The sequence below is a fragment of the Aquamicrobium sp. NLF2-7 genome (assembly GCF_022359935.1).
GTDB lineage: Bacteria > Pseudomonadota > Alphaproteobacteria > Rhizobiales > Rhizobiaceae > Mesorhizobium > Mesorhizobium lusatiense.
The window spans coordinates 263,811-288,544 of sequence record NZ_JAKSED010000003.1 but is presented as its reverse complement, the minus strand read 5'-3'; the positions used below and the strand labels follow the sequence as shown (position 1 = coordinate 288,544).

Here is a 24,734-nt window from a genome sequence, read left to right as displayed (position 1 = left end):
CCTCTTCATGTTGGTGCTGGTCATGATTTGCGTTCAGATGGCCAGGTAGCGGCCGGTGATGTCCTTGTCGGCTTTCAAGGTTTCGATGGTGCCGCGATAGACGATCTGGCCCTTGTCGATGACGACGGCGTCGTCCGAGATGCCGAGGCAGAAATGCATGTTCTGCTCGGCCAGAACGATCGTCACGCCGGTGCTGCGCAGGCTCCGGATGAGACGGCCGATCTCCTGCACGATAATCGGCGCAAGCCCCTCCGACGGTTCATCGAGCAGGATGAGATCCGGGTTCCCCATCAGGCAGCGCGCCATGGACAGAAGCTGCTGCTCGCCGCCCGACATCATGCCCGCTGCACGGCCGCGCATTTTCGCCAGAATGGGGAATGCATCGTAGATGTTGTCCATCGTCCATCTGGTCTGGCCATCTGCACCCGGCTTGGCGGCGATGCGCAGATTGTCGTCGACCGAATGCCGGGAGAAGACCTGCCTGTCTTCCGGCACAAGTCCGATGCCGTGCCGGGCGATGGCGTGCGGCGCCTGTCCGTCGATGCGGCTTCCCGCATAGTGAATTTCGCCTGACCGGGCGGGCGCGACCCCCATGATCGTCTTCATGGTTGTCGACTTGCCGGCACCGTTGCGGCCAAGCAGAGCGAGCGTGCGTCCCCTGCGCGCCTGGAACCCCATGTCGAAGAGGATGTGGGAGGCGCCGTAGAAGACGTTGACCCCGCGAAGATCGAGCACCACGTCGCTCATGCCGTTTCCTCCCCGGTTTCGCTGCCGAGATAAGCTTCGATCACATCGGGATGCCCGCGGATCTCGTCCGGCGTGCCGGACGCGAGCACGGCTCCGTAGCGCAGGACGTGGATGACTTCGGCGGTGCGGAACACCAGTTCGATGTCGTGCTCGATGAAGATGAGCGTCATGTTGGCGCTCTTCCAGAGGCGCTGCACCGTCGCCATCATCTGCCAGCGCTCTTCAGGCCCCATGCCGGCGGCCGGTTCGTCCAGAAGAAGCACCTTCGGTTCAAGCGCCAGGGCAAGGCCGACGTCCAGCAGCTTCTGATCGCCGTGCGAAATCTGGCCGGATATGCGCTCCGCGACGTCTTCCATGCCCAGAAGGCCGAGAAGCTCGTCCGTACGATCTGCGACATCGCGACGGGGAAAGGCGCTTCCCAGACTGAAGGTGGCGCGGCGATGTGCCGTCACCGCGGCGGCAAGCGCCTCCCTGACGGTCATCGAAGGAAAGATGCTGGCGATCTGGAATGCGCGGCCTATCCCCTTGCGCACGATGGCTGCGGGTTTGAGGCCGGTGATATCCTCATTTTCAAGCCGGATCCTGCCGCTGGTCGGAACGAGGTGGCCGGTGATCTGGTTGAACAGCGTGGTCTTGCCCGCGCCATTCGGCCCGATGATGGCCGAGAGCGAACCGGCGGGGAAGTTCAGCGAAACGTCGTCCGTTGCCGTCAGCCCACCAAAGCGTTTCACGAGATGCTCAATGCGCAGCATGGTCTTGCTCCTTTGCGGAAGGGGCGGCGTGGCGCGCCTTTCGCCAGTCGGCCAGCCAGTCGAGAATGCCGCGCTTGAGAACCAGAACGACGAACAGGATCGCCAGCCCTTTCGCCATTTCGGTATGGGTCGTGTAGAGCAGCGTCAGGTCGTTGATGATCCGCATGGCCACCACACCCACCAGCGGCCCCCAGAAGCTGTGCAGGCCACCGAGCATGATCATGAAGATCGCTTCGCCCGAAACCGACCAGCTTGCCCATTCGGGATAGGCGGCCGAGGTGAAGACGGCGAGGACGACGCCACCCAGCGAGGCGATCGACCCGGCCGCCGTGAAAGCCAGAACCTTCACGAGATAGGTGTTCACGCCGAGGAAGGCGGCGCGGCGTTCATTGTCGCGCACCATGCGCAGGCTCGCGCCGAAAGATGACAGCGTGATCAGGCGCACGGCCAGCACGCCGGCGACGAACAGGAAGGCTGAGAACGCATAGCGATCCCGCGCCTGCACCAGATCGAGCCCGAGGAAAGCCGGGCGCGGAATGCCGCCCATCAGCCCCTGATCGCCTCCGGTATAGTGCACCAGACCCTGGATGATGGACACGAACAGCATCTGGAACGCGAGTGTCAGGAAGGCAAAGTAGATTTCCGACAGCCGCGCGCAGATTGATCCGACGACCAGCGCGAAGAGCCCCGTTCCGCAAAAGGCAAGCAGCGTGGCAAGAGGCACCGACCACGGACCGCAGGCGGCCACGAAGGCGGGTGTCTGCAGAACCATCCCGAAGATGTAGCCGCCGCTGGCATAGTAAGCCGCATGGCCGAACGATATCAGCCCGGTGTAGCCGATCAGCAGATGCAGCGACATGACAAGCAGCCCCGCCGCGAACAGGCCTGTCAGCGTATCGAGCAGCCATGTGCCGGGGCTGATCGCTCCGACGAGAAGGAAACCGCAAAAGGCGGCGAATGCCAGCAGCGCGGCGCGGGCGAATGGATGGGCGAATGGATGAAAGCGGGTCATCGGGGCGCCCTTTCACCCAGCAGCCCCTGCGGGCGGAAGACGAGAATGGCGACCATCATGATGAACATCACGCCGTCGACGAAGAGCGGAAAGCCGAGACTGCCGAACGACCGCGTGACCCCGAGCAGGATGGCTGCGAGCAATGCGCCGGGGATGGACCCCATGCCGCCGATGACGGTGACGATGAAGCTGTCGATGAGGATCGAAAGCCCCATTCCCGGCGTCATGGAGCGGACCGGCGCGGCCAGAGCGCCCGCCATGCCGGCAAGCGCGCAGCCAAGGCCGAACAGCGCCGCGAAATAGACCGGCACGCGAATGCCCAGCACCGAAACCATGGAGGCATTCTGGGCCGCCGCCCGCACGATCTTACCGAACCGGCTGTAACGGATCAGCAGCAGGCAGGCTATCGCCACCGCCAGCGATGTCGCGACGAGGAACACATAGAAGGGCGGCACCACGCCGCCGGCGAACCGGTATGGCGGCACTCGGAATTCCGCCGGAATCCCCATGGCGAGATATTCCGCGCCCCAGATCATCTTCACGGCGTCGTCCGCGACCAGCACGAAGGCGTAGCAGACCAGAAGCTGCATCAGCAGGTTTTCCTTGTAGACCCTGCTGATGGCCAGCCGCTCGAACACGATGCCGATCACCGCGGCGGAAAGCGCGCCGGCCAGAACCGCAAGATAGTAGCTGCCGGTCGCATTGTAGGCCGACCATGCGGTGTAGGCGCCAATCATGTAGAAGGCGCCGTGGGCGAAGTTCACGACATGCAGAACACCGAAGATCAGCGTCACACCTGAGGCGACGAGAAACAGCAGCATCCCGATGATGATGCCGGTGGAGGTCTGCGTGACCAGACAGGACGTCGCGCTGAAACAGTTCAGCAATGCATCGAGATCGAGCATCTGCGGCGGCTTTCCTTAGAGATGGGGCCGCGCGGGCACTGGCGCCGCGCGGCGGGTGAGGATCAGATGAAGCCCTTGCGCTTCTTCCACTCGGTCTCGTGTTCGACGATCACGTCCCAGGCCATGGGCTGGAAGTCCGTGAGATACGGCGCTTCGGAAATCGTCTTGCCATAGCCGAGCGCATAGTCGACCAGCGTGTTGTCGCTTTCGCGCATGGTGACGGTGCCGCTCACGCCAAGCGGGCTGTCGATGGTGCGGCCCCTGGTTGCCTCCGCCAGCTTGTCGCGGTCAATGTCGCCGCCGGTCGCCCTGAGGGCCTCGATGACGAAGCAGGCGCCGGTATAGGCCTGCCAGCCCCAGTTGGTCGGCAGCTTGCCGGATTTGCGGAACGCCTCATTCCAGTTCTCGTTCGCCTCGCTGTCGGGAATGTCCTTGTGGTAGCGGTTGCCGGAATGGATGCCCGCCGGCAGGTTCTTGATCGCTTCCAGAACCGGTGCGTCGCCCATGTTGACGGCCACGGTCTGGAACTGGTCGAAAAGACCGTAGAGGCTGGCCTGATCGAAGAACGCCACCAGATCGCCGCCCCACAGGCAGGTGTAGAGCGCTTCCGGAGCGAGGTTCAGGAGATTGGTGATGTTTTCGGTGTAGTCCGGCTGGAAGGATTTCGGCCACGTCTCGCCGACAAGCTTTACATCCGGCGCGAAGATGGTCAGGAACTCCATGAACTCCGCCGTGGTGTCGCGGCCATAGGCGTAATCCGGCGAGCAGGTCGCCCAGCGCCTGACGCCCCCCTTTGCCAGTTCCGAGGCATAAAGACCGCCGGCAATCGCGTCATGGATGCCCTGCCGGCCAGACCGGAAGATCCAGTGCGCCGCATTGGCGGGATCGGCGGTCAGGGACGAGGTTTCGGAGATGGAGTGGACGCAATAGGTGCCCGTATCGCGCACGACCTCATGCACCGCGAAGGCCCCTCCCGAGGCTTCCGCGTCGAGAATGATCTGACAGCCGTCGGTGCTGATCAGCTCGCGGGTGATGCGGGCGGCCTCGTCGGGTTTGCCCTTCGTGTCCCGGATGACCAGCTCGATCATGCGCCCGTCGATGCCGCCGGCGGCATTGACCGCATCGACCGCCATTTTCGCGCCGATGGAGGCGGTTTCACCGAGGATGGCGACGCGGCCGGACAGGATGGTCGGAACACCGACCCGGATGGTGGAACCCTGCGCCCGCAGGATGGACGGCGCGGCGAGCGTCGCCGCACCAAGGGCGCCTGCCGCTGACAAAAAGCTACGCCGGGACAATCCGGTCCGATGGGATACGGTCATTCATTCCTCCATTGTTGAAAGCCGCCCTCTCCCGGAGCGGCAGGCCGGCCGATGCCGGACGTCAGTATTCCCTGACGCCCCCATACGGCGCCCAGGAGCCCACCTGGTAAAAGCCCGCATCGACCGCCATCGAAACGCCGGTGACGGCCGAGGCGTCATCCGACAGCAGGAAGGCGGCGACCGTGCCGATTTCCGACGGCTCGACCATGCGGCCAAGCGTCGAATTCGCATTCATCAGGGATATGTCGCGATGGCCGAGATCGATCTGGGCCTGAAGTGCCGGCGTGCGCGTATAGCCCGGCTCGATGGCATTGATGCGGATGCCGGCCCGGCCCCACTCGCCCGAAAGCCCCTCCACCAGATTGGTGACGGCCGCCTTGCCGGGGCCATAGGCATGAAGCGGGGTGGAGCGGCGCGCGGTGATCGAGCTGAGCGCCACAAGGCTGCCGGAACGGCGCGGGATCATGTGGCGCGCCATCTCCCTGAGAGACAGGAAGGTGCCGCGGAAATTGATCTCATAGATGCGGTCGAAAACCTCCATGTCCAGCTCGGCCGGCGGCTTCGGGGTCTGGACGATGCCCGCGGACGTGATGCCGCCCGAGATGGCGCCCATCTCGCGCTCCACGGCGGAAACGGCATCGATGACGCTCTGCTCCTCAGCGACATCGAGCTCAAAAGCTTTTCCGCCGATCCGCTCCGCGACGCTGCGGGCCTGGTCCATGTTGCGATCCAGTATGGCCACCTGTGCGCCGCGTGAGGCTGCAACCTCCGCGCATGCTGCACCAATGCCGCTGGCGCCGCCGGTGATGGCAATGATGCGGTCTGCAAGCTGAGCCTGCTGCGACATGGTTTCCTCCCTTGAATATGGCGGCAACGTAACATAAATGAATTATGAGTCAATTATCATTTTGTTGACATGACAGGCGCGGCGGCTCTAGCCTGCGGGCAGCAATTCGGTGGAGGAAAGCCATGACGATCGCGCAGGAGCTCGCGCAATTCACTTCAGCGCTGACGCGGGAAAACATTCCCGAAGACGTCCGGGAGAAGGCCCATGCGTGCCTTCTCAACGGCTATGGCATCGCCATGGCCGGCCTCGCAACGCCCTACGAGCCCGTAGCCCGTCAGGCAGCCCTTGCCATGTATGGCGGGCCGGGAGAGGCGACGCTGCTTGGCAGCGGCGAAATGAGCAGCGTAACCGGGGCGGCCATGGCCAATGGCGCGCTTTTCCATGGCCGTGGGCAGGAAGATACCTGCGGTGCGGCGCATCTGGGAGCGGTGATGATCCCGCTTCTGATGGCCCTCATTGAAAGCGGGCGGGCCAGCATCACCGATCTGATACCGGCGATGGTCGCCGGTTACGAAGTGGGCGGGCTGTTCGAGGAACTGCTGGCCGGCGACACCACGCCAAAGGGTTTTCGCGCCACCACCCTTTACGGAACAGGTGCGGCGGCAGCGGCGGTCGCGCGGCTTTTGCGGATGGATGCCGAACGGACATGCGCGGCCCTTGGAAATGCCGTTTCCTTTTCTGGCGGGCTTCTCCAGACCTTTGCGGAGGGAACCGACGAATGGCGCTATCAGGTTGGCGTGACCGCGCAGGCCGGCTGGACCGCGGCGGAGCTTGCAAAGGCGGGCTCCGTCAGCCTGCGTGAGGCATATGAGGGAGCCAAGGGTCTGGCCCGGGCCTTCGCGGGGCGGCCGCTGGATACCGAAGATACGATCGCAAGGATCGGCCGCGACTGGCAGACCTTGCGCGTTGCCTTCAAGCCGTTCCCGGTCTGCGCGTTCAACCAGACGCCGGTAACAGCGGCCTTGTCCCTGCGTGAGAAACTGGCGGGGCAGTCCATCGAAAACGTCGTGGTGCGCATGAACCCCTATGAATGCGGCTATGCGGGAATGGACAGCAAGGGCCCCTTCTCGACGATCGGCGGCACGTTGATGAGCATCCCCTTCTGCATCGCCCAGACCCTTCTGCGCGGTGCGCCCTCGATGGCCATGATGACCAGATATGATGACGCCGAAATCAATGCGCTGGTCGAAAAAGTGCATCTGGTTGCGGACGCCGAAGTGCCCGTTCTTTGCTGCCGCATCGAATTGCAACTCGCAGGTGGCGCAATCCTGTCCGAGGTTTGCAACATGACCCCTGCCGACTACGCCTGGAGCTTCGGCGAATTGCAGGAACGCCTGACGCTGACCGCAGCGCAGGAAGGACTGCCAGCCTCATGCATCGCCGGTCTCAGCACTTTTTGCCGGGACCCGGAGGCTGCAGGCATTGCCTTCCTGAATGACGTTTTTGCGCGTGCGCGCCCACTGATCCGCCGCTGACGGTCGCCTGACAAGAAGCCCCCGCATCTTCCGATCCGGGGGCTTCTTGTTTCGTGGTGGCCCGAAATTCAGTGAACGGCTGCGTACATCAGATTTTCTTCCGTCGCGTCGAGCGGCGAAAACTCCTCGACCACCCTGCCCTGCCGGGCGACCAGCAGCCGGTCGGACAGCTGCATGACCTCCGGCAGGTAGGAGGAGATGACCACCACCGCCTTGCCTTCATCGGCCAGCCTGTTGATCATCTGATGGATCTCGGCGATCGCCCCCACATCGACGCCGCGGGTGGGTTCATCGAAGATGATGAGTTCGGGCTCCTGAATCAGCGACTTGGCTATCACCACTTTCTGCTGGTTGCCGCCTGAAAGCTCGATGACCTTTGCATCCTTGCTGACAGCGCGGATGTGCAGCGACTTGCCCCACTCTTCGCCGATGCGGTTCATTTCCGACCGGCGCAGCCAGAACTTTCGCCATCCCGCCTTGGCGAGCTTGCCCATGAAGATGTTGGCCTTGATCGACATGGTCTCGAAAAAACCTTCGATCTTGCGGTCCTCGGTGATGTAGGCGACCCTCTCGCGCAGGCTTTGCGCCGGCACGCGGTAGCGCACGCGCTTGCCGCGGATGAACACCTCACCGCCGTTGAGATAGTTGCGCTTGATCGCGCCGGACACGACCTTGAAGGTTTCCGTCCGGCCCGAGCCGACAAGGCCGAACACACCCGTCACCTGTCCCGCGAACACCGACAGCGAATTGTTGCGGACCATGTTGCCGACACGCAGGTTGGAGACCTGGAGAATTCGTTCGCCCGGCGGGCGGACGAAATCCTTGCGCTTGCCATAAAGCTCTTCCGACAGGCTTCGTCCCACCATCGACTGCACGATGCGCGCCCGGTCGAAACTGGCGGTGTCGTCGGTAACGACATGCTGCCCGTCCCGCAGGATGGTGATGCGGTCGGAGATCGCCAGAGCTTCTTCCAGCGCATGGCTGATGAAGATGATGGCGACGCCCCTGCTCCGCAGAGTGCGCACGAGGTCGAAAAAGTGCTTCTTTTCCTCCGGCGTCAGCGTTGCGGTCGGCTCGTCGAAGACGATGACCCTTGCATTCGACAGCATGGCGCGGGCGATTTCGATCATCTGCTTCTTCGCCGCGCCCAGCGTCTGGACCATGGCGGTCGGGTCAACCTGAAAGTTCAGAGCCTGCATGAATTGCTGCGCGGCGATATTGATGCCGCGCAGGCGATTGAAGAACTGCTCGTTGCCCATGAACAGGTTCTGCGCCACGGTCATCGAGGGAACGAGGCTCGTCTCCTGAAACACCATCGCAATGCCGGCTTCAAGGGCGGCCGCCGGGGTGCGCAGATGAACGGCCTTTCCGTCGAGCAGAATCTCTCCGGAGGTGGGATCGACAACCCCGGCGATCATCTTCGTGAGGGTCGATTTTCCGGCGCCGTTTTCGCCGAGAAGGGCATGGACCTCACCCGGCATCAGGGTGAAAGTGATGTTCTCCACCGCGGGCACGCGGGCATAGAGCTTGGTGAGGCCTCGCAGTTCCAGAACAGGGGTCATGCCACACCTCCGGTCACGCCGTTTGCCGCGCGGATTTCCTGAAGCTTCATGCGCAGCAGGCGCCCCGCTCCCTTCGAAAGGGCCAGAACTTCGTCGCCGCGTTCGAGCGTGGTCACGATGCCGTGGTTCATGCCGCCGACCCGGCTGTGAACGGACATCAGCGGATTGCGGCTGGCGTCGCAGCGCACGGCAAGGCCGTAGGAGCGCGGCGGCGCCCACGGCTTCAGTATGCCCATGTGCTTGACGCCACCGCTTTGCAGGGGCTCCAGAAAATCCTCTCCCGACGAAAGCGCCGGGGAAATCCAGTATTTCGGGTCGATGGTTTCCATCATCTCGCGGCGGAACGCGTTCTCCTGCAGCACGAATTCCACGATCTGCGCGCGCCCCGAAAACAGCGACAGCCAGAAGCCGCCATCGGCTGTCGGCGTGATGCGGGCGGGATAGCCGGGAAGCTCGCCGGTGGCATCGCCCTTGCCGGCACGGCGCAGGCGGTGGCGCCAGCTTTCGGAAATCAGGATGCCGTCGTCGCTCTCCATCGCGCCGAAGGCCCAGGCCAGATCGCTCTGGAGCAGTTCAGCCTTGCCGGTGGCCGGCTCAAGCGCCACGAGACGCCCGGACTTTCCGCGGGTCATCAGGTCATATTGCCACTTCGCGCCTTCGTAGCGCGCGGAAGCATCGCAAACCAGAATGCGCCCGTCGGTCATGACCGAAAGAGCGGTGATCGCCCTGAAGCGCCGCCCGCATGCTTCGGCGATCGGGGCAGCCCCGCCTCCGATCACGATGCGGTCTCCCAGTGCGACAACCCGGCGGCCATCGGCAAGGACGGTCAGGGCGGTGATCGTGCCGTCATGGCGCTCCGCCATTCGCAATCCGTCGCACCCAGCCCCCAGAATTCCGGCCACCAGAACTTCGCTGCCTGCCGCCAGCAGCAAGGTGCCGTCGGGGGCAACGGCCATGTCTTCGAGGCCGGGACGTTCAAACAGCACCTCGGCTTCTTCAAGAAGGTTGTTCGGCCTGAAGGCGCCGTCGAGGATCGGCACTGAAAGGCCTGAACCGCTGCGGCCGAAAAGACCGCCGATCATCTGTCCGACAAACTCAAGCATGAGACACCTTCAGGTCGACGAAATCGGGGGCGACATTGTCCAGCTTCAGCCGCCCGATGCGGTTGTTGTGGATGCCTCCGATGTAAAGATGGCCGCGATGTTCGCGCATGGAGGTGATCATCGGATGGTTCTCGCCCCCGAGGTCCCACATGACATCGAGAATCTCGCCGGTTTCACTGATCTTGACGATGCAGCCGGTGTTGAGATTGGGCGCCAGCCATTCGTCGCCCGGCAGCTTCTTGGACATGCGCCGGCGGAAGGCCGGCCGCTTCATCGCCAGATCGAAGACTGGACTGCGCACCCCCATGATGGCCAGCCAGTAATGGCCGTCGGAAGCCCGGTTGAGGTTGTCGGGATAGCCGGGAAGATCATCGATGATGACTTCGACCGTGCCCTTCTTCGGTCCATCGAACCAGTACCGGCTGATCCGGCAGGCCCAGCTTTCCGCGAAAAGCAGCGACTGCCCGTCCGAAGCCATGACGATGCCGTTCGGAAAGACGAGGTTGCGCAGCACCGTCGTCGTTTTCCCGGTTGCGGGGTCGTAGCAGATGATGCGGCCGTTGCCCCGCGCCTCAAGGCTGTCGGTGGGCCATTCATGCATCTCGTAGCGAACGGTGGCCTCGGAGAAGAAGATGCGGCCGTCAGGTGCGATGTCGAGATCGTCGGCAAGGCGCAGACGGCTGTCATCGATGATCGACAGCAGCGAGCGGTTCGTTTCGTCCGTTACCTTCGAGACGCTTCTGTCTGGCCCCACCTTGTAGAGCCCCATGCCGCCGACACACACAAACAGCGTCCCGTCCTCCGTCATCGCCATGCCGAGAGGCTGTCCGCCGATATGCGCATACACTTCCTGCCGCTTATAGTCGGGCGCGAAGAAGCGGATGATGTCGCCGTGGCGGTTGCCGCAGTAGAGATTGTTGTCGGTGTCCAGCACCACGTCCTCGGGCGCTTCGACTTCGCCCAGACCAATGGTCTCCACGCCGCGCAGCTTGTCGTTCAGCGCATAGGGGGAGCCGCTGTCGCGCCCGGTGGTTTGCGGCGGCGGCAGTTCCATGTAGCCCGGGCTCACATACAGTTCCTGCACAGCCTTGTGGCGGTTCTTGAACCAGCGGATGTCGAGCAGCGCGGCCAGAAGCAGAATGGAGGCAAGGATAACGCGCGACGTGCCTGCCGACATCGCCATCCGCAACATGCCATTGGTCAGCAGAAGGACGATCAGCGTGCCGAGGATCGCCTTCATCACCGAACCCTTGCCGCCGCCGAGGCGAATGCCGCCGAGGATCGCCGCCGTCAGCACGACGATTTCCAGGCCTTTGCCCGTATCGGCACCCGGCGAAGCCAGGCGCGAGGCATAGAAGATCGCGGCCAGTGCGGCGAAGGCGCCTGAAGCGACATAGGAAAGCGCCACCACCCGCTTCACGGGCAGGCCGGTATTGTAGGCGGAACGGCGATTGCCGCCGATCGCAAGCACATGCCAGCCGGCTCTGAGGCGTGTCAGGAAGATGTGTCCGGCAATGGCCACGACACCGAACACCCAGACGATGACGGGAATGTTGAGGAACGTGCCCGTGCCGAGATAATCCCAGGCCGGGGCATCGGGAAAATTAGCCGAGATTTCAACGCCGATTCTGGCGTTCAGCATATCGTTCGCTGCCTTGTAGACGATCAGCGTGACCATTGTGGTCAGGAAGGCGCGCATGCGGAAATAGCCGATCAGCACGCCGTTGACACCGCCCAGAAGCCCGCCCGCCACAAGGGTGATCGCAACCGTGGGCACCATGCCAAGGCCAAGCACGTTGACGCAGTAGAGCGCCAGGAGATTGCACAGCGCATAGATGGAGCCGACGCTCAGGTCGATGCCGCCGACGATCAGGACGATGGACATTCCAAGAACGACAAAGCCGAGTTCGCAGGCCTGCCGCAGCGTATCCGACATGCTGGCGACGGAAATGAAATTGTCGATCCGCGCGCTGAAGAAGGCAACGACGCCCAGCAGAACCAGAAGCGGCACCGCCGTTTCCATCCATGGCTTCTGCAGCAGTTCGCCAAAAATCTTGTCCGGCCAGAAGCGGTAGCGCAGTTTTACGAGTGTATTCATGATCCGTTGCCTCTGACGCTGACAGTTGCGCGACCTGGGCCGCGCTTCCCCCTCCCTGTGGCGGGAGGGGGAAGTCTTTCCCGGGAAGGTGGCTTTAACGCAGGGTATCCAGCGTCCAGCACCGCTCGTCCCCAAGCGTTTCGGGGGTATAGGTCACCAGCGGGGTGTAGATGACGGTTCGCGTCGAGCCGACCTCGTTCTTGTCCTGAAGCGCGGCGAGGATCAGCGCGTTGAGGTCGCGGCCCTGCCCGGGAACGTCGTAGCTGACGTAATACTGCCAGAGGCCTTCACGCAGTCCCCGGCAGGCCAGTTCGCCGCCACCGCCGGAGGTTGTCACGAGAATATCGCCGGGCTTCTTGCCGGCTTCCTGCAGCGCCGCTGCGGTGCCGACATCGGCATTGTCCCAGACACCGAGAATGGCGCAAAGATCGGGATGCTGCTGCAGCACCACCTGGGTGATCGACTTGGCCTTGGAGGATTCATAATCGCCGGTGGACTGCACCGAAACGATCTGGATCTTGGCATTGTCGTTCAGCACATTCTCGTAGCCCTTGAGCATATATGCCGAGAAGGGGCTGGTCGGAGGACCTGCCAGCACCAGAACCTTGCCGGGCTGATCGCCGCCGCCGCATTTGGCCACCGCGGCTTCTGCCTGCTTCTCACCGATCAGCTCGACATCGGCGCCGACAAACCCGGTGGTCTGGTAGTTGGTCTTCATGTTCAGCTGAATGACGTGAATGCCGGCCTTCTCGGCCTGCTGGAGAAGCTTGGCATAGGACTGAACGTCGGGGTTCTGCACGACGATGACGTCGGGCTTCTCGCTGATGAGCGAGGTGATGGTCTGCGCGCCGGCCGCCGTGTTGAAGTTCGAATTGCGCACTTCATAGCTGTAGCTAAGCTCACTGGCCTGGCGGGACATGATCTTGGACCAGCCCTCGGTCAGGTCCAGCCCCATGAACACGGGTACGAACACGACCTTCCGGTCCTTGAGGTTGGTGTAATAGCTTTCCCGCAAGGGATCGCCCATGCTGGTCTGGGCGACGGCGCCGGTTGCGCCGCCGAGCATGGCCGCCATGGCGAGGCCGCAGGCAAATCTGGAAAGTATGTTCATTCTAATCCTCCCGATGATTACGTTGTCCGTCATGCCGACCTGCCGCCGGCGGTGACGGGTTCAGATATCGCCCTGCTGTGAGGTCTCCTCGTTGCGGGGGTTGATGATGCTGTCGGCGAGAACCGCCAGCAACAGCACGAGACCGCGCACCAGATTCTGCATCTCGAAAGACACGTTCATGATGGTGAGCCCGTTCATGATGGTGCCGATCAGCAGGGTGCCGATGATGACGTTGACGACGCCGCCGCGTCCGCCCGAAAGGCCGATGCCGCCAAGCACGACGACCAGAATGACGTCGTAAATCCAGGTGAGATTGAAGATGCGCGTATCCATGCTGGCCGATGAGGCGGCGAGAACCATGCCGGCGAAAAAGGCCACACAGGAAGCGATGATGTATTGCATGACGAGCACCGGGCGGAGCGAAATTCCGGTCAGCCGCGTCGCGCCCGGATTGTCGCCCGAGGCATAAACGAACATTCCGGGCCGAGTGCGGTTCAGGAAAATCCCGACCAATATCGCGACCACGGCGAAAGCCAGCACGGAATATGGAATTCCCAATACGCTGCCCCGTCCGATCCAGGCGATCACATCAAGCTGGGCCGGCCATGAAACGATTTCATAGTCAAAGAGCCCGATCTGCCCGATACCGGCCACGCCAATGCCCACGGCAAGCGTCGTGAACAGCGAGGGGATTTCGGCGTAAGCCACCAGAACGCCGTTGAGAGCGCCGATGGCGACCGCCATCAACAGACCGGCAGCGAGTGCGGGAGCCACGCCATATCCCTTGGATGCCAGCATCAGAACCAGCGCCGAAGGCACGGCCAGCGAGGCGATCATCGACAGGTCGATTCCGCGCCCGATCACCACGATGGCCATGCCAAGGCCAAGAATGCCGAGCACGGCGACCGTGCGCATCAGCGTCAGCAGGTTGCCAAGGCTGAAGAAGCCGGGCAGCACCATCGAATAGATCACGAAGATGACGATGAACAGCAGGGTGACGATCTTCAGCTGGTCGAAACCGATCTTGCCCGATCCGCTGAGAAGAGCGGTAACCGAAGCCGGCCGGCCAGCTGTCTGACCCTCGACAGGGGTTTTCATGGACTTCCCTCCCTAAAGGCCTGGAGACCGCACTGGTGACACAGTCGCTTCTTTATGCGCTTTCACGCGCCCGGCCTGCTTGCATGTTACAGGTGCCACCAACTCCGCCCCGATGGTCGCGCACCGCAATCTCCCACGCAGAGAAGACACTTTAATGATTCTTGAGTCAATAATCATTTTATGACGCGTCCGCCCTTGTTGTTCCGCCACGCCGTGATCTCCTGCGGGTCGAACAGGACGACCTGACGGATGGCTTCTCCGCGATCCAGCCGGTCGAAACCTTCGTTGATGTCATCCAGGGAAAGCACGTCGGTCAGCAGGCGGTCGACGGGCAGCTTCTCGGCCCGGTAGAGGCTGATGAAGCGCGGAATATCGCGCTGCGGCACGCAGGAACCCATGTAGCTGCCTTTTACCGTGCGTTCGTCGGCCACGACATTCACGGCCGGAATCCTGAATTCGGCGGTCGGGGAGGCCAGTCCGGCAGAAACGGTCTGTCCGCCGCGGCGTGTGATGCGATAGGCGAGATCGAAGGCGGGCGCTGCTCCGGCAACCTCCACGGCGTGGTCGACGCCACCTCCTGTGTCCTTGCGCACCTGTTCGATCACGTTCTCGCCGGACGCGTTGTAGGTTCTTGTCGCGCCGAGGCTGCGCGCGATTGCCAGCTTTTCATGAGACAGATCGATGGCGATGATCTCGGTCGCTCCGGCCGCCACCGCGCCCAGCAGGGCCGCAAGGCCAACCCCGCCCAGCCCGACGATTGCAACGCTCTGGCCGGGCTGAACGCGACAGGTGTTGATGATCGCGCCGACGCCCGTCTGCACGGCACATCCAAAAAGCGCAAGCTCGGCGAACGGCACGTCCGGAGCATCGACCCTGACCACCGAATGGCGGGAAACCACCGCGTGATCGGCATATCCGGAGATGCCGCAATGATGGTGGATGTCATGGCGGTCGTGCTCATCATGCAGGCGGACCCCGCCAGCCATCATGACGCCTTTGCCGTTGGCCTCGGCACCGGGAATGCAGAGCGCCGGGCGCCCCTCCGCACAGGGCAGGCAATGGCCGCAGCTCGGCTGGAAGGTCATCACCACCCGGTCTCCGGGCGCCAGGTCGCGGATGGCAGCTCCCACCTCGACGACCGTGCCGGCAGCCTCATGGCCAAGCACCATCGGCGTCTGCCGGGGACGGTTGCCGTTGATCACCGACAGATCGGAGTGACACAGCCCGGCCGCGCCGATCCGCACCAGCAGCTCTTCCGGACCGGGCGGATCGAGTTCGATCTCCTCGATCGACAACGGCCGGCTTTGCGCAAAGGGCGCAGCAGCCGGCGATTGCTTCAGAATAGCAGCGCGAATCTTCATGGATACGGGTTCCGGAGAAAGAAAGGGGCCGCCCCGGAGAGGCGGCCGGGAGAATTCAGACGGTTCGCCCACCGTCTACGGGCAGCAGCACGCCCGTAATGAACTCGGCGTCGTCGGAGGCCAGATATAGCGTTGCCCGCGCAATATCTTCAGGGCGCGACATGCGTCCCATCGGAATCGTCGCCACGAAGCGGGCGCGGTTTTCCGGCGTGTCGGGAACGCCCATGAAGGCTTCCAGAAGCCCCGTCTCGCCCATGACCGGGCAGATGGCATTGACGCGGATCTTGTCGGGCGCAAGCTCCACGGCCATCGACTGCGACAGGATGTTCACGGCGCCCTTGGTGGAGTTATACCAGGTCAGGCCCGGCCGTGGCCGGATGCCGGCAACCGAGCCGATATTGACGATCGAGCCGCCGCCGATGCTGCGCATCAGGGGCACGATGATGTTGGTGATGTGATAGATCGACTTCACGTTGATCGCATAGACGCGGTCGAACTCCTCCTCGCTCACCTCCAGCATCGGCTTGTTGCGATGCGTCCAGCCGGCATTGTTCACGAAAACGCTGGGGATGCCGAACGTGTCGACCACCTTCTGCACTGCTTCTTCCATCTGCGTGCGGGAGGTGACGTCCGCGGTTAGCGCAATGGCGTTGGCGCCGATGTCGGCGGCCACTCTTTCCGCTGCCTCGCCTCTGAGATCGAGCACCCCGACCTTTGCGCCTTCGGCAGCGAAAAGCCTTGCGATTCCCTCACCGAAACCGCCTCCGGCTCCGGTTATGACGGCGATTTTCCCCGCCAGACGGCCCTGTTCTGCTGCCATGGCTTTCTCTCCTAGTCGTGTTTGATGACAATGGTCTTGAGCGCGGAGAACTCGTAGAGAGCCTCAAACCCTTTTTCGCGCCCATGGCCGGATTTCCGGGTGCCGCCGAAGGGCAGCTCTATGCCGCCGCCGGCGCCGTAGGCATTCACATAGACCTGACCGCCCCGCAGTTGCCGTGCAACGCGCAGCGCGCGGCTGCCGTCGCGGGTCCACACGCCGGCGATCAGCCCGTATTCCGTGCCATTGGCGAGCGCCACGGCATCGGCTTCATCCTCGAAGGGGATCGCCGCGAGAACCGGACCGAAGACTTCATCGAAAGCCAGCGCATTGTCACGCGGCACCGGTCCGAACACGACGGGGGGCACATAGAAGCCGCCGGCGGGCGCCTTCGGATCAATGCCGCCTTCCGCGATGACAGGAACGCCCTGTTCCTTCGCGCGGGCGATGAAGCCTTCGACACGCTCTTTCTGCCGGGCGCTGATGATCGACCCGAGATCGGGCTCGTCGTCCGGCAGGCCTGCCTTCAGCGCCGAGAATTTTGCGGCGATGAGCGAAACCGCCCTGTCCCAGATCGGGCGCTGGATGAGCACGCGCGCGCCGGCCGAGCAGGTTTGCCCGGCGTTCTGGATGATGGCCGCGACGACGACCGGGACAGCGGCATCGAGATCGGCATCATCGAAGAGGATCTGAGGGCTTTTTCCGCCCAGTTCGAGCACGCAGCCGATATGGTTACGTGCAGCAGCGGTCTGGATCAGCGTGCCGACCTGCGGCGAGCCGGTAAAGGAAATGAAATCGATGCCGGGATGCTCCGCCAGCGCCGCGCCCGCTTCGTGGCCGAGGCCCGGCACCACATTGACGGCCCCCTCCGGGAAGCCCGCCCCGGCGGCGAGTTCGGCAATGCGCAGCACCGTCAGGCAGGCGTCTTCGGCCGGCTTCAGCACCGTGGCATTGCCCATGGCAAGTGCGGGACCCAGCGTGCGCCCGGTCATCTGCGCCGGATAGTTCCAGGGAATGACATGGCCGGTAACGCCCAGCGGCTCGCGCTCGCCGGTCACGTAGTAGCCGTTCATGAACGGGATCTGCTCGCCGTGGAACTTGTCCGCAGCGCCGCCGTAGAACTCGAAGTAGCGGGCCGTCGCCTGAATATCGGCACGGGCGGCGCGCAAAGGCTTGCCGCAGTCCCGGGCTTCGATGGCGGCCAGTTCCTCAAGGTTGTCGGTGACAAGCTGCGAGAGCCGCATCAGCAGGCGTCCGCGCTCGGTGGCGGTCAGGCGCGACCACGGCCCCCCCTCGAAGGCAGCGCGGGCCGCAGCCACGGCACGGTTCACATCCTGTGCATTGCCGGCGGCGATTTCCGCGAAAATGACGCCCTCGGCAGGCGCGATGACGGGCAGGGCCGCACCCGAAGAGGACGGCTCCCAGCGATTGTTGATGAAGCAGCCCTGTGCGGGCCGCAGTCCGGCCTCACGCGGATAGTTTTCAGCCACGCGGCTGCCCTCCCTGACATGCCCGCCGCCATCCCGCCCAATGCGGCGGGACGGAAACCTGACAGGCCAAAACCTCCTCGGCGCCTTCGCGACGGTCTGCCGTAGCGGGGCGGTTGAGGCGATAGTGGCAGCTAAGCCGGCAGGAGGACAAATTCAGAAATTCGTCACCCCCCATATGTAAATGTTCTGACATCGGCGCGGGCGTGCCGCGTCAAATTATATGGGGCTACACGACGCGCTTGCTGTCGGAACGGCTTTCCCGAACGGCCGTGGCGCCGGCCCAACGGCCGTTTTCCGACAGTTCGTGCAGCAGTTCGCGCACCAGATCGCGTATGGCCGCGACGGCGTTCGTCATCGGCCGTTCGACCGACGAGGCCAGATGAACAGAGCGGCGGATCGGCGGGTCGGTGATGCTCCAGCTGCGCAGGCTGCCTGCCTGAACCTCCCGTGAAACGGCGTTCAGAGGCAGTACGGAGCAGCCGAAGCCCGCCGCCACCAGTTCCTTGATGTTCGAGTAGGAATCGACCTCGATGCTGACGTTCATCTGAACGCCGGCGGCCCGGGCATGCTGATCCAGAAGCGAGCGCAGACCGTGGTCCTCTCCCGGCAGGATCATCGGCAGCCCCGCCACATCGGCAAGGCGGAGAGGCTTGCCCGACGGCGGCAGAGCGATCTCTTCCCCAAGACCGCGGCGCGGCGCGAAAAATACAAGTTCCTCTTCGAGCAGTTCGACCGTCGCCAGTCCCGCATCCGACACCTTGCGGTAGATGACCGCCAGATCGATGCGCGCATCACGCATCCATTCCAGCACGAACCCACTCATGGCCTCGGCGATGCGAAGCTGGATTTTCGGATAGCGCCGCCGCGCTTCGGTGATCAGCGGCACGGAGAGGATTTCGCTGACGGTCCCCGGCAATCCCAGACGCACCACGCCGGAAGGATCGTTCTTATGGCCACGGATTTCTTCTTCGGCGACTACGAGCTGATCGAGAATGATGCGCGCATTCCGCAGCAGGATCTCGCCGGCCTCGGTCGGCACCACGCCCTGCGGGCTGCGAAACAGCAATTGCGTGCCGAGATCCGCCTCGATGTTGCGCACATGCAGCGACAGCGCCGGTTGCGCTATGTGCAGAATCTGTGCCGCCCGCGAAAACGAGCCCTGCTCAACGATGGCGATGAAGTATCGAAGCTGGCGAATGTCCATGCCGGATGACTACAACAACGGGTGCGGTTTCGCATCCTGATAGTGCGTTCTGCCCTCAGCCATGGATCATGTGGCCCGGCGCCCGATGTGCCTGTCAGCTCAGCCCGGTATCGGCAGCGCCCCTCATTCAGCAGCTTTGGCCTCCCCGAACTCGTCGAGTATTTCGGCCGTATGCGCGCCGAGCGCCGGGACCGGCCCCAGCTCGGTCGTCATGCCGTCGACCACCGTGCCCGGCGCCAGCATGCGTACCGGTCCGGTGGGGGTTTCGACCTGCACATAGCGGTTCTGCGGATGAGCGGCGAGATCCTGCAGCGTGGACACCCGTCCATAGGCAATCCGCGCCTTTTCCAGCCTTGCGACGATCTCGTCCCGGTCGAGCCTGCCGAACTCGCTTTCGATGATGGCATTGAGGGCCGGGCGGTTGGCCACCCGCGCGGAATTGTCGTGGAAACGCGGATCAGAGGCCAGATCGGGCAGAAGCAGGACTTCGGCGCAGAATTGCCCCCATTCCCGCTCGTTCTGAATGGAGAACAGCACTTCCCGCCCCGAGCGGTCGGCATAGGCGCCATAGGGAGCGATGGTGGGATGCGTCAGGCCGTTGCGTGGCAGAACCTGACCGCCATAGACATACTGCAGGTAGGGGACGTTCATCCAGTCGGTCAGCGCATGGAAAAGCGAAATGGCGATGTGCCGGCCCTCCCCCGTGCGCTCCCTTGCATAAAGCGCCTGAAGCACCGCCTGATGGGCCGTTGCCCCGGCAGCTATGTCGCAGATCGAGATGCCGACGCGGGTCATGCCCTCAGGTGTGCCGGTGATGGAGGAAAGACCGCTTTCAGCCTGCACCAGCAGATCATAGGCCTTGAGGTTCCTGTACGGACCGTCCTCGCCATAGCCGGAGATCGAAACCGTGATCAGGCGCGGATGGCGCTTGCGCAGCACTTCGGGCGCGAAGCCCAGCCTGTCGATCGCCCCCGGTGCGAGGTTCTGAATGAAGACATCCGCACGTGCGATCATCCTTTGCAGCGCTGCCCGCGCAGTTTCCTCGCGCAGGTCGAGGCAGACGGATTGCTTGCCCCGGTTCAGCCACACGAAATATGCGCTCTCACCATGCACCAGCCGGTCATAGTTGCGGGCGAAGTCGCCTTCCGGTCGCTCGACCTTGATGACGCGCGCGCCGGCCTCCGCCAGCCAGGAAGAAACCAGCGGAGCGGCAACGGCCTGTTCGACCGACACCACGAGCAGGCCGGCAAGGTCGGTTTTGGTCATGTCTGCTCCCGTCAGAAGTTTCGGATGCCCCCCCGGGTTGGGTTGGAGGCATCCTCGTACCGGCGGCAGAATTGACGAAAGCAGCCATCACATCAAATAACGGCTTTCTCCATCGGGCATAACGAAAACAGATGGCACCAGTGAGCGTCGAGATACATTTGCGTTATGGAATTGAGATAAAAAATATATTTCCCTTTATACCCCTCTGTCCCCATCATTCCCCGGGCCAGAGGGGAGCCGGAAAATCCGATGCCAGGGGAAATCGCCAGTCTGACATTGCCGCTTTTCGTGCCGGCCGACCGGCCGGAACGGTTCCTCAAGGCTGCCGCCGCCGGCGCCGACGCGGTGATCGTCGATCTGGAAGACGCCGTAGCGCCAGAGGCCAAAGCCGCGTCGCGCGACCTGCTCGTCAAAGGGCTGGCCGCCATGCCGCAGGCGATGCCCGTCCTGTTGCGCATCAATGGCACGGACACGGAATGGCACGAAGCGGACATCGAAGCTGCCCGTCGCCTGCCTCTTGCCGCAGTGATGGTGCCGAAAGCCGAAGAACCCGCCGATCTCCATCGGGTCGCAGATCGCTGCGGCTGTCCGGTGATCGCTCTGATCGAATCGGCTGCCGGCCTGCACCGCGCGGTGGGGATTGCGGGGGCCTCGGAACGCATGGCCTTCGGCTCCATCGATTTCGCCGCCGACCTTGCCATAGCCCATACGCGCCAGTCGCTGCTGATGGCCCGCTCAACCCTTGTCATGGCAGCGCGCATCGCCGGGAAGGCCGCCCCACTGGACGGCGTCACCACAGCCATCCAGGATGCCGGCCTCATCGCAGAGGATTGCGCGCATGCGGTGGAGCTGGGTTTTTCCGGGAAGCTGCTGATCCATCCCGCCCAGATCGCCCCCGCCCGACGAGGCTTTGAGCCATCGCAGGATGAGGTTGGCTGGGCAAAGCGCGTGCTTGCGGCCCAGGCGGACGGCGCTGCCGTTCGGGTCGACGGGGCGATGGTGGATGCGCCTGTGGTGCAACGGGCCCGGCAGATCATGGCCCGCCATGCGATGCCGGCTGGGAGGAGCGACCTATGTCAGTGACCAGAACCATAGCCGATTTCGCAGCGGGGTTCGCTGCGAACGAGATTCCAGCTGAAGTCACGGCGCGCGCGCTTGCACTAGTGACGGACCTGACAGGGTCGGTCTTGCGGGCGGCGCATGAAGCGGATTCAACGCCGGCGGTTCTTGCCATGCTTGGGCGGCTTGGCATGGACAGCGAAGGCCCCTGCACGGTTTTCGGCCTCAACCGCCATTATGGCGCGGCGGCTGCCGCCTTGCTCAACGGAACCCTCGGGCACAGTCTCGATTTCGACGACACCCACGCCGACAGTTCCCTGCACCCAAGCGCGCCGGTGGTCCCGGCAGCTCTGGCGGCGGCTGAGACGACGGGCGCATCGGGCGCGGAATTTCTTGCCGCGGTGGTCGTCGGTTTCGAGGTGTGCTGCCGGCTCGGAATGGCGCTGGATCCGACCGCGCATTACGCACGCGGCTTTCATCCCACCGCAACCGCCGGAACATTCGGCGCGGCAGCAGCCGCCGGGCGTCTGCTCGGCCTCGATGGAGACGCCATGGCCTCCGCCTTCGGGGTCGCCGCCAGCCAGGCCTCCGGATCGCTTCAGTTCCTCGTCAATGGCGCGTGGAACAAGCGATATCAGGTGGGTGAAGCGGCCATGAAGGGGCTGATGGCCGCCACCCTTGCGGATTCCGGGTTTGTCGGCGCCGAAGACGCGATTGACGGCAAGCACGGGTTTCTCGGTGGCTACAGCGACGGCGCGGAGCCGTCCCGCGTTGTTGCGGACCTTGGCAGCGTCTGGGAAACCATGCGGATCGGCGTCAAGCCTTACCCGGCCTGCCGCTATACCCACGCCGCCGTGGACGGCATTCTCGCCCTGAGGGCGGAACTGGGCCCTGCACCGGCGGATGTGCAGAAAATCACCGTGGGGCTGCACCGCAACGGCATTACCCTTGTCGGCGCTCCGCTTGAGGAAAAGCGGCGGGCCCGCAGCGTGGTCGAAGGCCAGTTCTCGATGCCGTTCGCCGCAGCCGTCGCCCTGTTGCGCGGGCGCTTTGGCTGGGATGATTACGACCTGCTCGGAAAACCGGAGGTCGAAGCGCTGGCCGATCGCGTCGATGTGGTGCGCGACGAAACGCTCGAAGGGCTGCGCCATCCATTCGGTGCGACCCTGACGCTGCGCACAGGCGATGTCGATCACCGTCTTCGCATTGCCGACCCATCCGGCGAGCCGGACAGTTTCCCGGACCACGAAGCGATGGCAACGAAGTTCAGGACACTTGCCGGCCCCGTGCTCAACCATGGCGCCGACGCCCTGCTGGCCCGCCTCGGCGAAGTGCCGCAAGCCCCTTCGCTGCGCGGCTGGTTTGGCTGATCGCACAAGCCGCCCGCATTTCCACCGGAGACCTGCCTTGAAAGACATAAACAGTCAGCACGAAACCCATGCCGAACTGCGTGAAGGCATCCGCGCGTTGTGCGCCAGTTTCCCGGCCGAGTATCACCGGAAGGTGGATGAGGCACGTGCCTACCCTGAAGAATTCGTCGACGCGCTCACGAAGGAAGGCTGGATGTCGGCGCTGATCCCCGAAGCCTATGGCGGCTCGGGTCTCGGCCTGACCGAAGCGGCGATCATCATGGAGGAGATCAACCGCGCCGGCGGCAATTCGGGCGCCTGCCATGGCCAGATGTACAATATGAACACGCTGGTCCGGCATGGTTCGGACGAGCAGCGGCGGAAATACCTGCCAAGGATCGCGAGCGGCGAGTTGCGCCTGCAAAGCATGGGCGTCACCGAACCGACCACCGGAACCGACACCACGCAACTGAAGACGGCGGCGGTCAGGAAGGGCGACCGCTGGGTCATCAACGGGCAGAAAACATGGATCAGCCGGGTACAGCATTCCGATCTGATGATCCTGCTTGCCCGCACCACGCCGCTGGATCAGGTGAAGAAGAAATCAGAGGGACTTTCGATCTTCCTGGTCGACGTGAAGGAGGCGATGAAGAAGGGGATGCAGGTGCGCCCCATCCTGAACATGGTCAATCACGAGACCAACGAGCTGTTCTTCGATGACCTTGAAATTCCCGCAGAAAACCTGATTGGCGAAGAGGGACAGGGCTTCAGATATATCCTGACCGGCCTCAATGCCGAGCGGGCGCTGATCGCCGCCGAATGCATCGGCGACGGCTACTGGTTTACCGACAGGATCGTCGCTTACGCATCGGATCGCGTGGTGTTCGGCCGCCCGATCGGCCAGAACCAGGGCGTGCAGTTCCCGATTGCCGAGGCCTATATCGAAATCGAGGCGGCCAACCTCATGCGCAACGAGGCCTGCCGCAAGTTCGACGCCGGCCTGCCCTGTGGAGCCGAAGCGAATATGGCCAAGTATCTGGCGGCAAAGGCAAGCTGGGAGGCCGCCAATGCCTGCCTGCAATTCCACGGCGGTTTTGGCTTCGCCTGCGAATATGATGTGGAGCGTAAATTCCGCGAGACCCGCCTTTATCAGGTGGCTCCGATTTCGACCAATCTCATTCTGTCCTATGTGGCAGAGCATATTCTTGGCCTTCCCCGCTCTTTCTGAAGCCGGCGCATTGTCACGGCTCAGGCGAAAAAAGAGGATCCTGCATTGCTCGATTTGGACCATCTGAAAAGCTGGATCGGCACCACCCGCGAAAGCCGGGACGTGATCTCGCCGCGTCTCGCAAACGGCCTCGCCGCCGTGCTGGACGAGGCGCCGCTTCTCGGGGAAGGTGATCCGGCGCCCGCCGGCATCCACTGGTGCCTGTCACCGGATATCGTGCCGATGTCGGGCCTCGGGCCGGACGGCCATCCTGCACGCGGCGATTTCCTGCCGCCGGTCGCCCTGCCCCGCCGCATGTGGGCGGGCGGGGAGCTGGTGTTTTCGGGGGAGTTCCGGGTCGGCGACGCCATGACCCGGCGCTCCCGCATAGCTGACGTGGTGCTGAAGACCGGCCGCACGGGCATGCTATGCTTCGTCACGGTCACTCACGACTATTCCGGTCCCCGTGGTCAGGTGCTGAGCGAGCGTCAGGATATCGTCTACCGGCCGGTCCGGACGGCATCGGCCGGAGCCACGCAGGACATTCCGCAGCCGTCGCCCGACGCCTCGCATGAGGTCGGGGCGAGCCCGGTTCTTCTGGCCCGCTATTCGGCGGTCACGTTCAACGGACACAGGATCCATTACGATCGTGACTATTGCCAGCGGGAGGAAGGGTATCCGGGCCTCGTGGTGCACGGCCCGCTTCAGGCAACCTATCTTCTGCGGCTTGTCTGCCGCATGAATGAAGGCCGCATGCCTGCCCGCTTCGCGTTTCGCAGCATTGCGCCCTTGTTTGACGGCGGCAGTTTCACCGTGAACGCCGCAGCCAGCGCACAGGATCACACGCTCTGGGTCCGCTCGCATACCGGAAGCGTCACCATGCAGGCTACAGCCAGCAAAGAACTGGCAGCGTAACCGCCCGGCCAGCCGGCCGGCATCTGTGAAGTAC

Annotated in this window: 21 protein-coding genes; 5 read left to right on the top strand and 16 right to left on the bottom strand. The window is 63.5% G+C overall.

Annotation, left to right across the window (positions count from 1 at the left end; genetic code table 11):
- Positions 1-33: 33 nt before the first annotated feature.
- The 6 genes from MIC97_RS19825 to MIC97_RS19800 form a co-directional block, all read right to left on the bottom strand.
- Positions 34-747: an ABC transporter ATP-binding protein gene (locus MIC97_RS19825; protein WP_239801702.1), complete on the bottom strand. Its 714-nt coding sequence runs from the start codon at positions 745-747 to the stop codon at positions 34-36.
- The gene (locus MIC97_RS19820) at positions 744-1,499 is read right to left on the bottom strand and encodes an ABC transporter ATP-binding protein (protein ID WP_239801701.1); all 756 of its coding nucleotides are present in this window, start codon (positions 1,497-1,499) and stop codon (positions 744-746) included. The genes MIC97_RS19825 and MIC97_RS19820 overlap by 4 nt, the downstream gene beginning before the upstream one ends.
- A complete protein-coding gene (locus MIC97_RS19815; RefSeq protein ID WP_239801700.1) occupies positions 1,486-2,511 on the bottom strand; it encodes a branched-chain amino acid ABC transporter permease in 1,026 nt (341 codons plus the stop codon). The genes MIC97_RS19820 and MIC97_RS19815 overlap by 14 nt, the downstream gene beginning before the upstream one ends.
- Positions 2,508-3,416, bottom strand: coding sequence for a branched-chain amino acid ABC transporter permease (locus tag MIC97_RS19810; RefSeq protein ID WP_239801699.1), 909 nt, complete (start codon positions 3,414-3,416; stop codon positions 2,508-2,510). The genes MIC97_RS19815 and MIC97_RS19810 overlap by 4 nt, the downstream gene beginning before the upstream one ends.
- Before the next feature lie 62 nt (positions 3,417-3,478).
- Positions 3,479-4,738, bottom strand: a complete 1,260-nt coding sequence (locus MIC97_RS19805; protein WP_239801698.1) for an ABC transporter substrate-binding protein — start codon at positions 4,736-4,738, stop codon at positions 3,479-3,481.
- 61 nt (positions 4,739-4,799) lie between these two features.
- Positions 4,800-5,585, bottom strand: a complete 786-nt coding sequence (locus MIC97_RS19800) for an SDR family oxidoreductase (protein ID WP_239801697.1) — start codon at positions 5,583-5,585, stop codon at positions 4,800-4,802.
- 122 nt (positions 5,586-5,707) lie between these two features.
- On the opposite strand from MIC97_RS19800, the gene MIC97_RS19795 reads away from it, so the two are divergent.
- Complete coding sequence (locus MIC97_RS19795; protein ID WP_239801696.1) at positions 5,708-7,060, top strand: MmgE/PrpD family protein; 1,353 nt, start codon at positions 5,708-5,710, stop codon at positions 7,058-7,060.
- A gap of 68 nt (positions 7,061-7,128) precedes the next feature.
- Here the strand turns inward: MIC97_RS19795 and MIC97_RS19790 are convergent, their stop codons facing one another.
- The 10 genes from MIC97_RS19790 to MIC97_RS19745 form a co-directional block, all read right to left on the bottom strand.
- Positions 7,129-8,622 carry a sugar ABC transporter ATP-binding protein gene (locus tag MIC97_RS19790; RefSeq protein ID WP_239801695.1) on the bottom strand — a complete coding sequence of 498 codons (1,494 nt, stop codon included), beginning with the start codon at positions 8,620-8,622 and terminating at the stop codon, positions 7,129-7,131.
- Positions 8,619-9,725, bottom strand: coding sequence for a strictosidine synthase family protein (locus tag MIC97_RS19785; RefSeq protein WP_239801694.1), 1,107 nt, complete (start codon positions 9,723-9,725; stop codon positions 8,619-8,621). The genes MIC97_RS19790 and MIC97_RS19785 overlap by 4 nt, the downstream gene beginning before the upstream one ends.
- Positions 9,718-11,823, bottom strand: a complete 2,106-nt coding sequence (locus tag MIC97_RS19780; RefSeq protein WP_239801693.1) for an SMP-30/gluconolactonase/LRE family protein — start codon at positions 11,821-11,823, stop codon at positions 9,718-9,720. The genes MIC97_RS19785 and MIC97_RS19780 overlap by 8 nt, the downstream gene beginning before the upstream one ends.
- A gap of 94 nt (positions 11,824-11,917) precedes the next feature.
- Entirely contained in the window at positions 11,918-12,934 is a 1,017-nt protein-coding gene (locus MIC97_RS19775) for a sugar ABC transporter substrate-binding protein (protein ID WP_239801692.1), read from the bottom strand.
- Positions 12,935-12,994: 60 nt separating this feature from the next.
- Positions 12,995-14,032, bottom strand: coding sequence for an ABC transporter permease (locus tag MIC97_RS19770; protein ID WP_239801691.1), 1,038 nt, complete (start codon positions 14,030-14,032; stop codon positions 12,995-12,997).
- 173 nt (positions 14,033-14,205) lie between these two features.
- On the bottom strand, positions 14,206-15,393 hold the full coding sequence (locus MIC97_RS19765; protein WP_239801690.1) for a zinc-dependent alcohol dehydrogenase family protein: 1,188 nt from the start codon (positions 15,391-15,393) through the stop codon (positions 14,206-14,208).
- A 55-nt stretch (positions 15,394-15,448) separates the two neighbouring features.
- Positions 15,449-16,213, bottom strand: a complete 765-nt coding sequence (locus MIC97_RS19760; protein ID WP_239801689.1) for an SDR family oxidoreductase — start codon at positions 16,211-16,213, stop codon at positions 15,449-15,451.
- 11 nt (positions 16,214-16,224) lie between these two features.
- On the bottom strand, positions 16,225-17,700 hold the full coding sequence (locus MIC97_RS19755; protein ID WP_239801688.1) for an aldehyde dehydrogenase family protein: 1,476 nt from the start codon (positions 17,698-17,700) through the stop codon (positions 16,225-16,227).
- A 226-nt stretch (positions 17,701-17,926) separates the two neighbouring features.
- The gene (locus MIC97_RS19750) at positions 17,927-18,904 is read right to left on the bottom strand and encodes a LysR substrate-binding domain-containing protein (RefSeq protein ID WP_239801687.1); all 978 of its coding nucleotides are present in this window, start codon (positions 18,902-18,904) and stop codon (positions 17,927-17,929) included.
- 123 nt (positions 18,905-19,027) lie between these two features.
- A complete protein-coding gene (locus MIC97_RS19745; RefSeq protein ID WP_239801686.1) occupies positions 19,028-20,170 on the bottom strand; it encodes a CaiB/BaiF CoA-transferase family protein in 1,143 nt (380 codons plus the stop codon).
- A gap of 249 nt (positions 20,171-20,419) precedes the next feature.
- On the opposite strand from MIC97_RS19745, the gene MIC97_RS19740 reads away from it, so the two are divergent.
- Genes MIC97_RS19740 through MIC97_RS19725 form a run of 4 tightly spaced genes read left to right on the top strand, consistent with a single transcriptional unit; the run spans position 20,420 to position 24,700 of the window.
- The gene (locus MIC97_RS19740) at positions 20,420-21,253 is read left to right on the top strand and encodes a CoA ester lyase (RefSeq protein WP_239801685.1); all 834 of its coding nucleotides are present in this window, start codon (positions 20,420-20,422) and stop codon (positions 21,251-21,253) included.
- Positions 21,244-22,599 (top strand): MmgE/PrpD family protein, encoded by a 1,356-nt coding sequence (locus MIC97_RS19735; protein ID WP_239801684.1) that lies wholly within the window; start codon positions 21,244-21,246, stop codon positions 22,597-22,599. The genes MIC97_RS19740 and MIC97_RS19735 overlap by 10 nt, the downstream gene beginning before the upstream one ends.
- A gap of 46 nt (positions 22,600-22,645) precedes the next feature.
- Positions 22,646-23,806: an acyl-CoA dehydrogenase family protein gene (locus tag MIC97_RS19730; protein WP_239801760.1), complete on the top strand. Its 1,161-nt coding sequence runs from the start codon at positions 22,646-22,648 to the stop codon at positions 23,804-23,806.
- Positions 23,807-23,851: 45 nt separating this feature from the next.
- Positions 23,852-24,700 carry a MaoC family dehydratase N-terminal domain-containing protein gene (locus tag MIC97_RS19725; protein WP_239801683.1) on the top strand — a complete coding sequence of 283 codons (849 nt, stop codon included), beginning with the start codon at positions 23,852-23,854 and terminating at the stop codon, positions 24,698-24,700.
- The last annotated feature ends 34 nt before the right edge of the window (positions 24,701-24,734 follow it).

Bases quoted from the DNA above. Each gene is read 5' to 3' on its own strand.
- MIC97_RS19825 (WP_239801702.1), bottom strand. From the start codon at position 747: ATGAGCGACGTGGTGCTCGATCTTCGCGGGGTCAACGTCTTCTACGGC.
- MIC97_RS19820 (WP_239801701.1), bottom strand. From the start codon at position 1,499: ATGCTGCGCATTGAGCATCTCGTGAAACGCTTTGGTGGGCTGACGGCA.
- MIC97_RS19815 (WP_239801700.1), bottom strand. From the start codon at position 2,511: ATGACCCGCTTTCATCCATTCGCCCATCCATTCGCCCGCGCCGCGCTG.
- MIC97_RS19810 (WP_239801699.1), bottom strand. From the start codon at position 3,416: ATGCTCGATCTCGATGCATTGCTGAACTGTTTCAGCGCGACGTCCTGT.
- MIC97_RS19805 (WP_239801698.1), bottom strand. From the start codon at position 4,738: ATGACCGTATCCCATCGGACCGGATTGTCCCGGCGTAGCTTTTTGTCA.
- MIC97_RS19800 (WP_239801697.1), bottom strand. From the start codon at position 5,585: ATGTCGCAGCAGGCTCAGCTTGCAGACCGCATCATTGCCATCACCGGC.
- MIC97_RS19795 (WP_239801696.1), top strand. From the start codon at position 5,708: ATGACGATCGCGCAGGAGCTCGCGCAATTCACTTCAGCGCTGACGCGG.
- MIC97_RS19790 (WP_239801695.1), bottom strand. From the start codon at position 8,622: ATGACCCCTGTTCTGGAACTGCGAGGCCTCACCAAGCTCTATGCCCGC.
- MIC97_RS19785 (WP_239801694.1), bottom strand. From the start codon at position 9,725: ATGCTTGAGTTTGTCGGACAGATGATCGGCGGTCTTTTCGGCCGCAGC.
- MIC97_RS19780 (WP_239801693.1), bottom strand. From the start codon at position 11,823: ATGAATACACTCGTAAAACTGCGCTACCGCTTCTGGCCGGACAAGATT.
- MIC97_RS19775 (WP_239801692.1), bottom strand. From the start codon at position 12,934: ATGAACATACTTTCCAGATTTGCCTGCGGCCTCGCCATGGCGGCCATG.
- MIC97_RS19770 (WP_239801691.1), bottom strand. From the start codon at position 14,032: ATGAAAACCCCTGTCGAGGGTCAGACAGCTGGCCGGCCGGCTTCGGTT.
- MIC97_RS19765 (WP_239801690.1), bottom strand. From the start codon at position 15,393: ATGAAGATTCGCGCTGCTATTCTGAAGCAATCGCCGGCTGCTGCGCCC.
- MIC97_RS19760 (WP_239801689.1), bottom strand. From the start codon at position 16,213: ATGGCAGCAGAACAGGGCCGTCTGGCGGGGAAAATCGCCGTCATAACC.
- MIC97_RS19750 (WP_239801687.1), bottom strand. From the start codon at position 18,904: ATGGACATTCGCCAGCTTCGATACTTCATCGCCATCGTTGAGCAGGGC.
- MIC97_RS19745 (WP_239801686.1), bottom strand. From the start codon at position 20,170: ATGACCAAAACCGACCTTGCCGGCCTGCTCGTGGTGTCGGTCGAACAG.
- MIC97_RS19740 (WP_239801685.1), top strand. From the start codon at position 20,420: ATGCCAGGGGAAATCGCCAGTCTGACATTGCCGCTTTTCGTGCCGGCC.
- MIC97_RS19735 (WP_239801684.1), top strand. From the start codon at position 21,244: ATGTCAGTGACCAGAACCATAGCCGATTTCGCAGCGGGGTTCGCTGCG.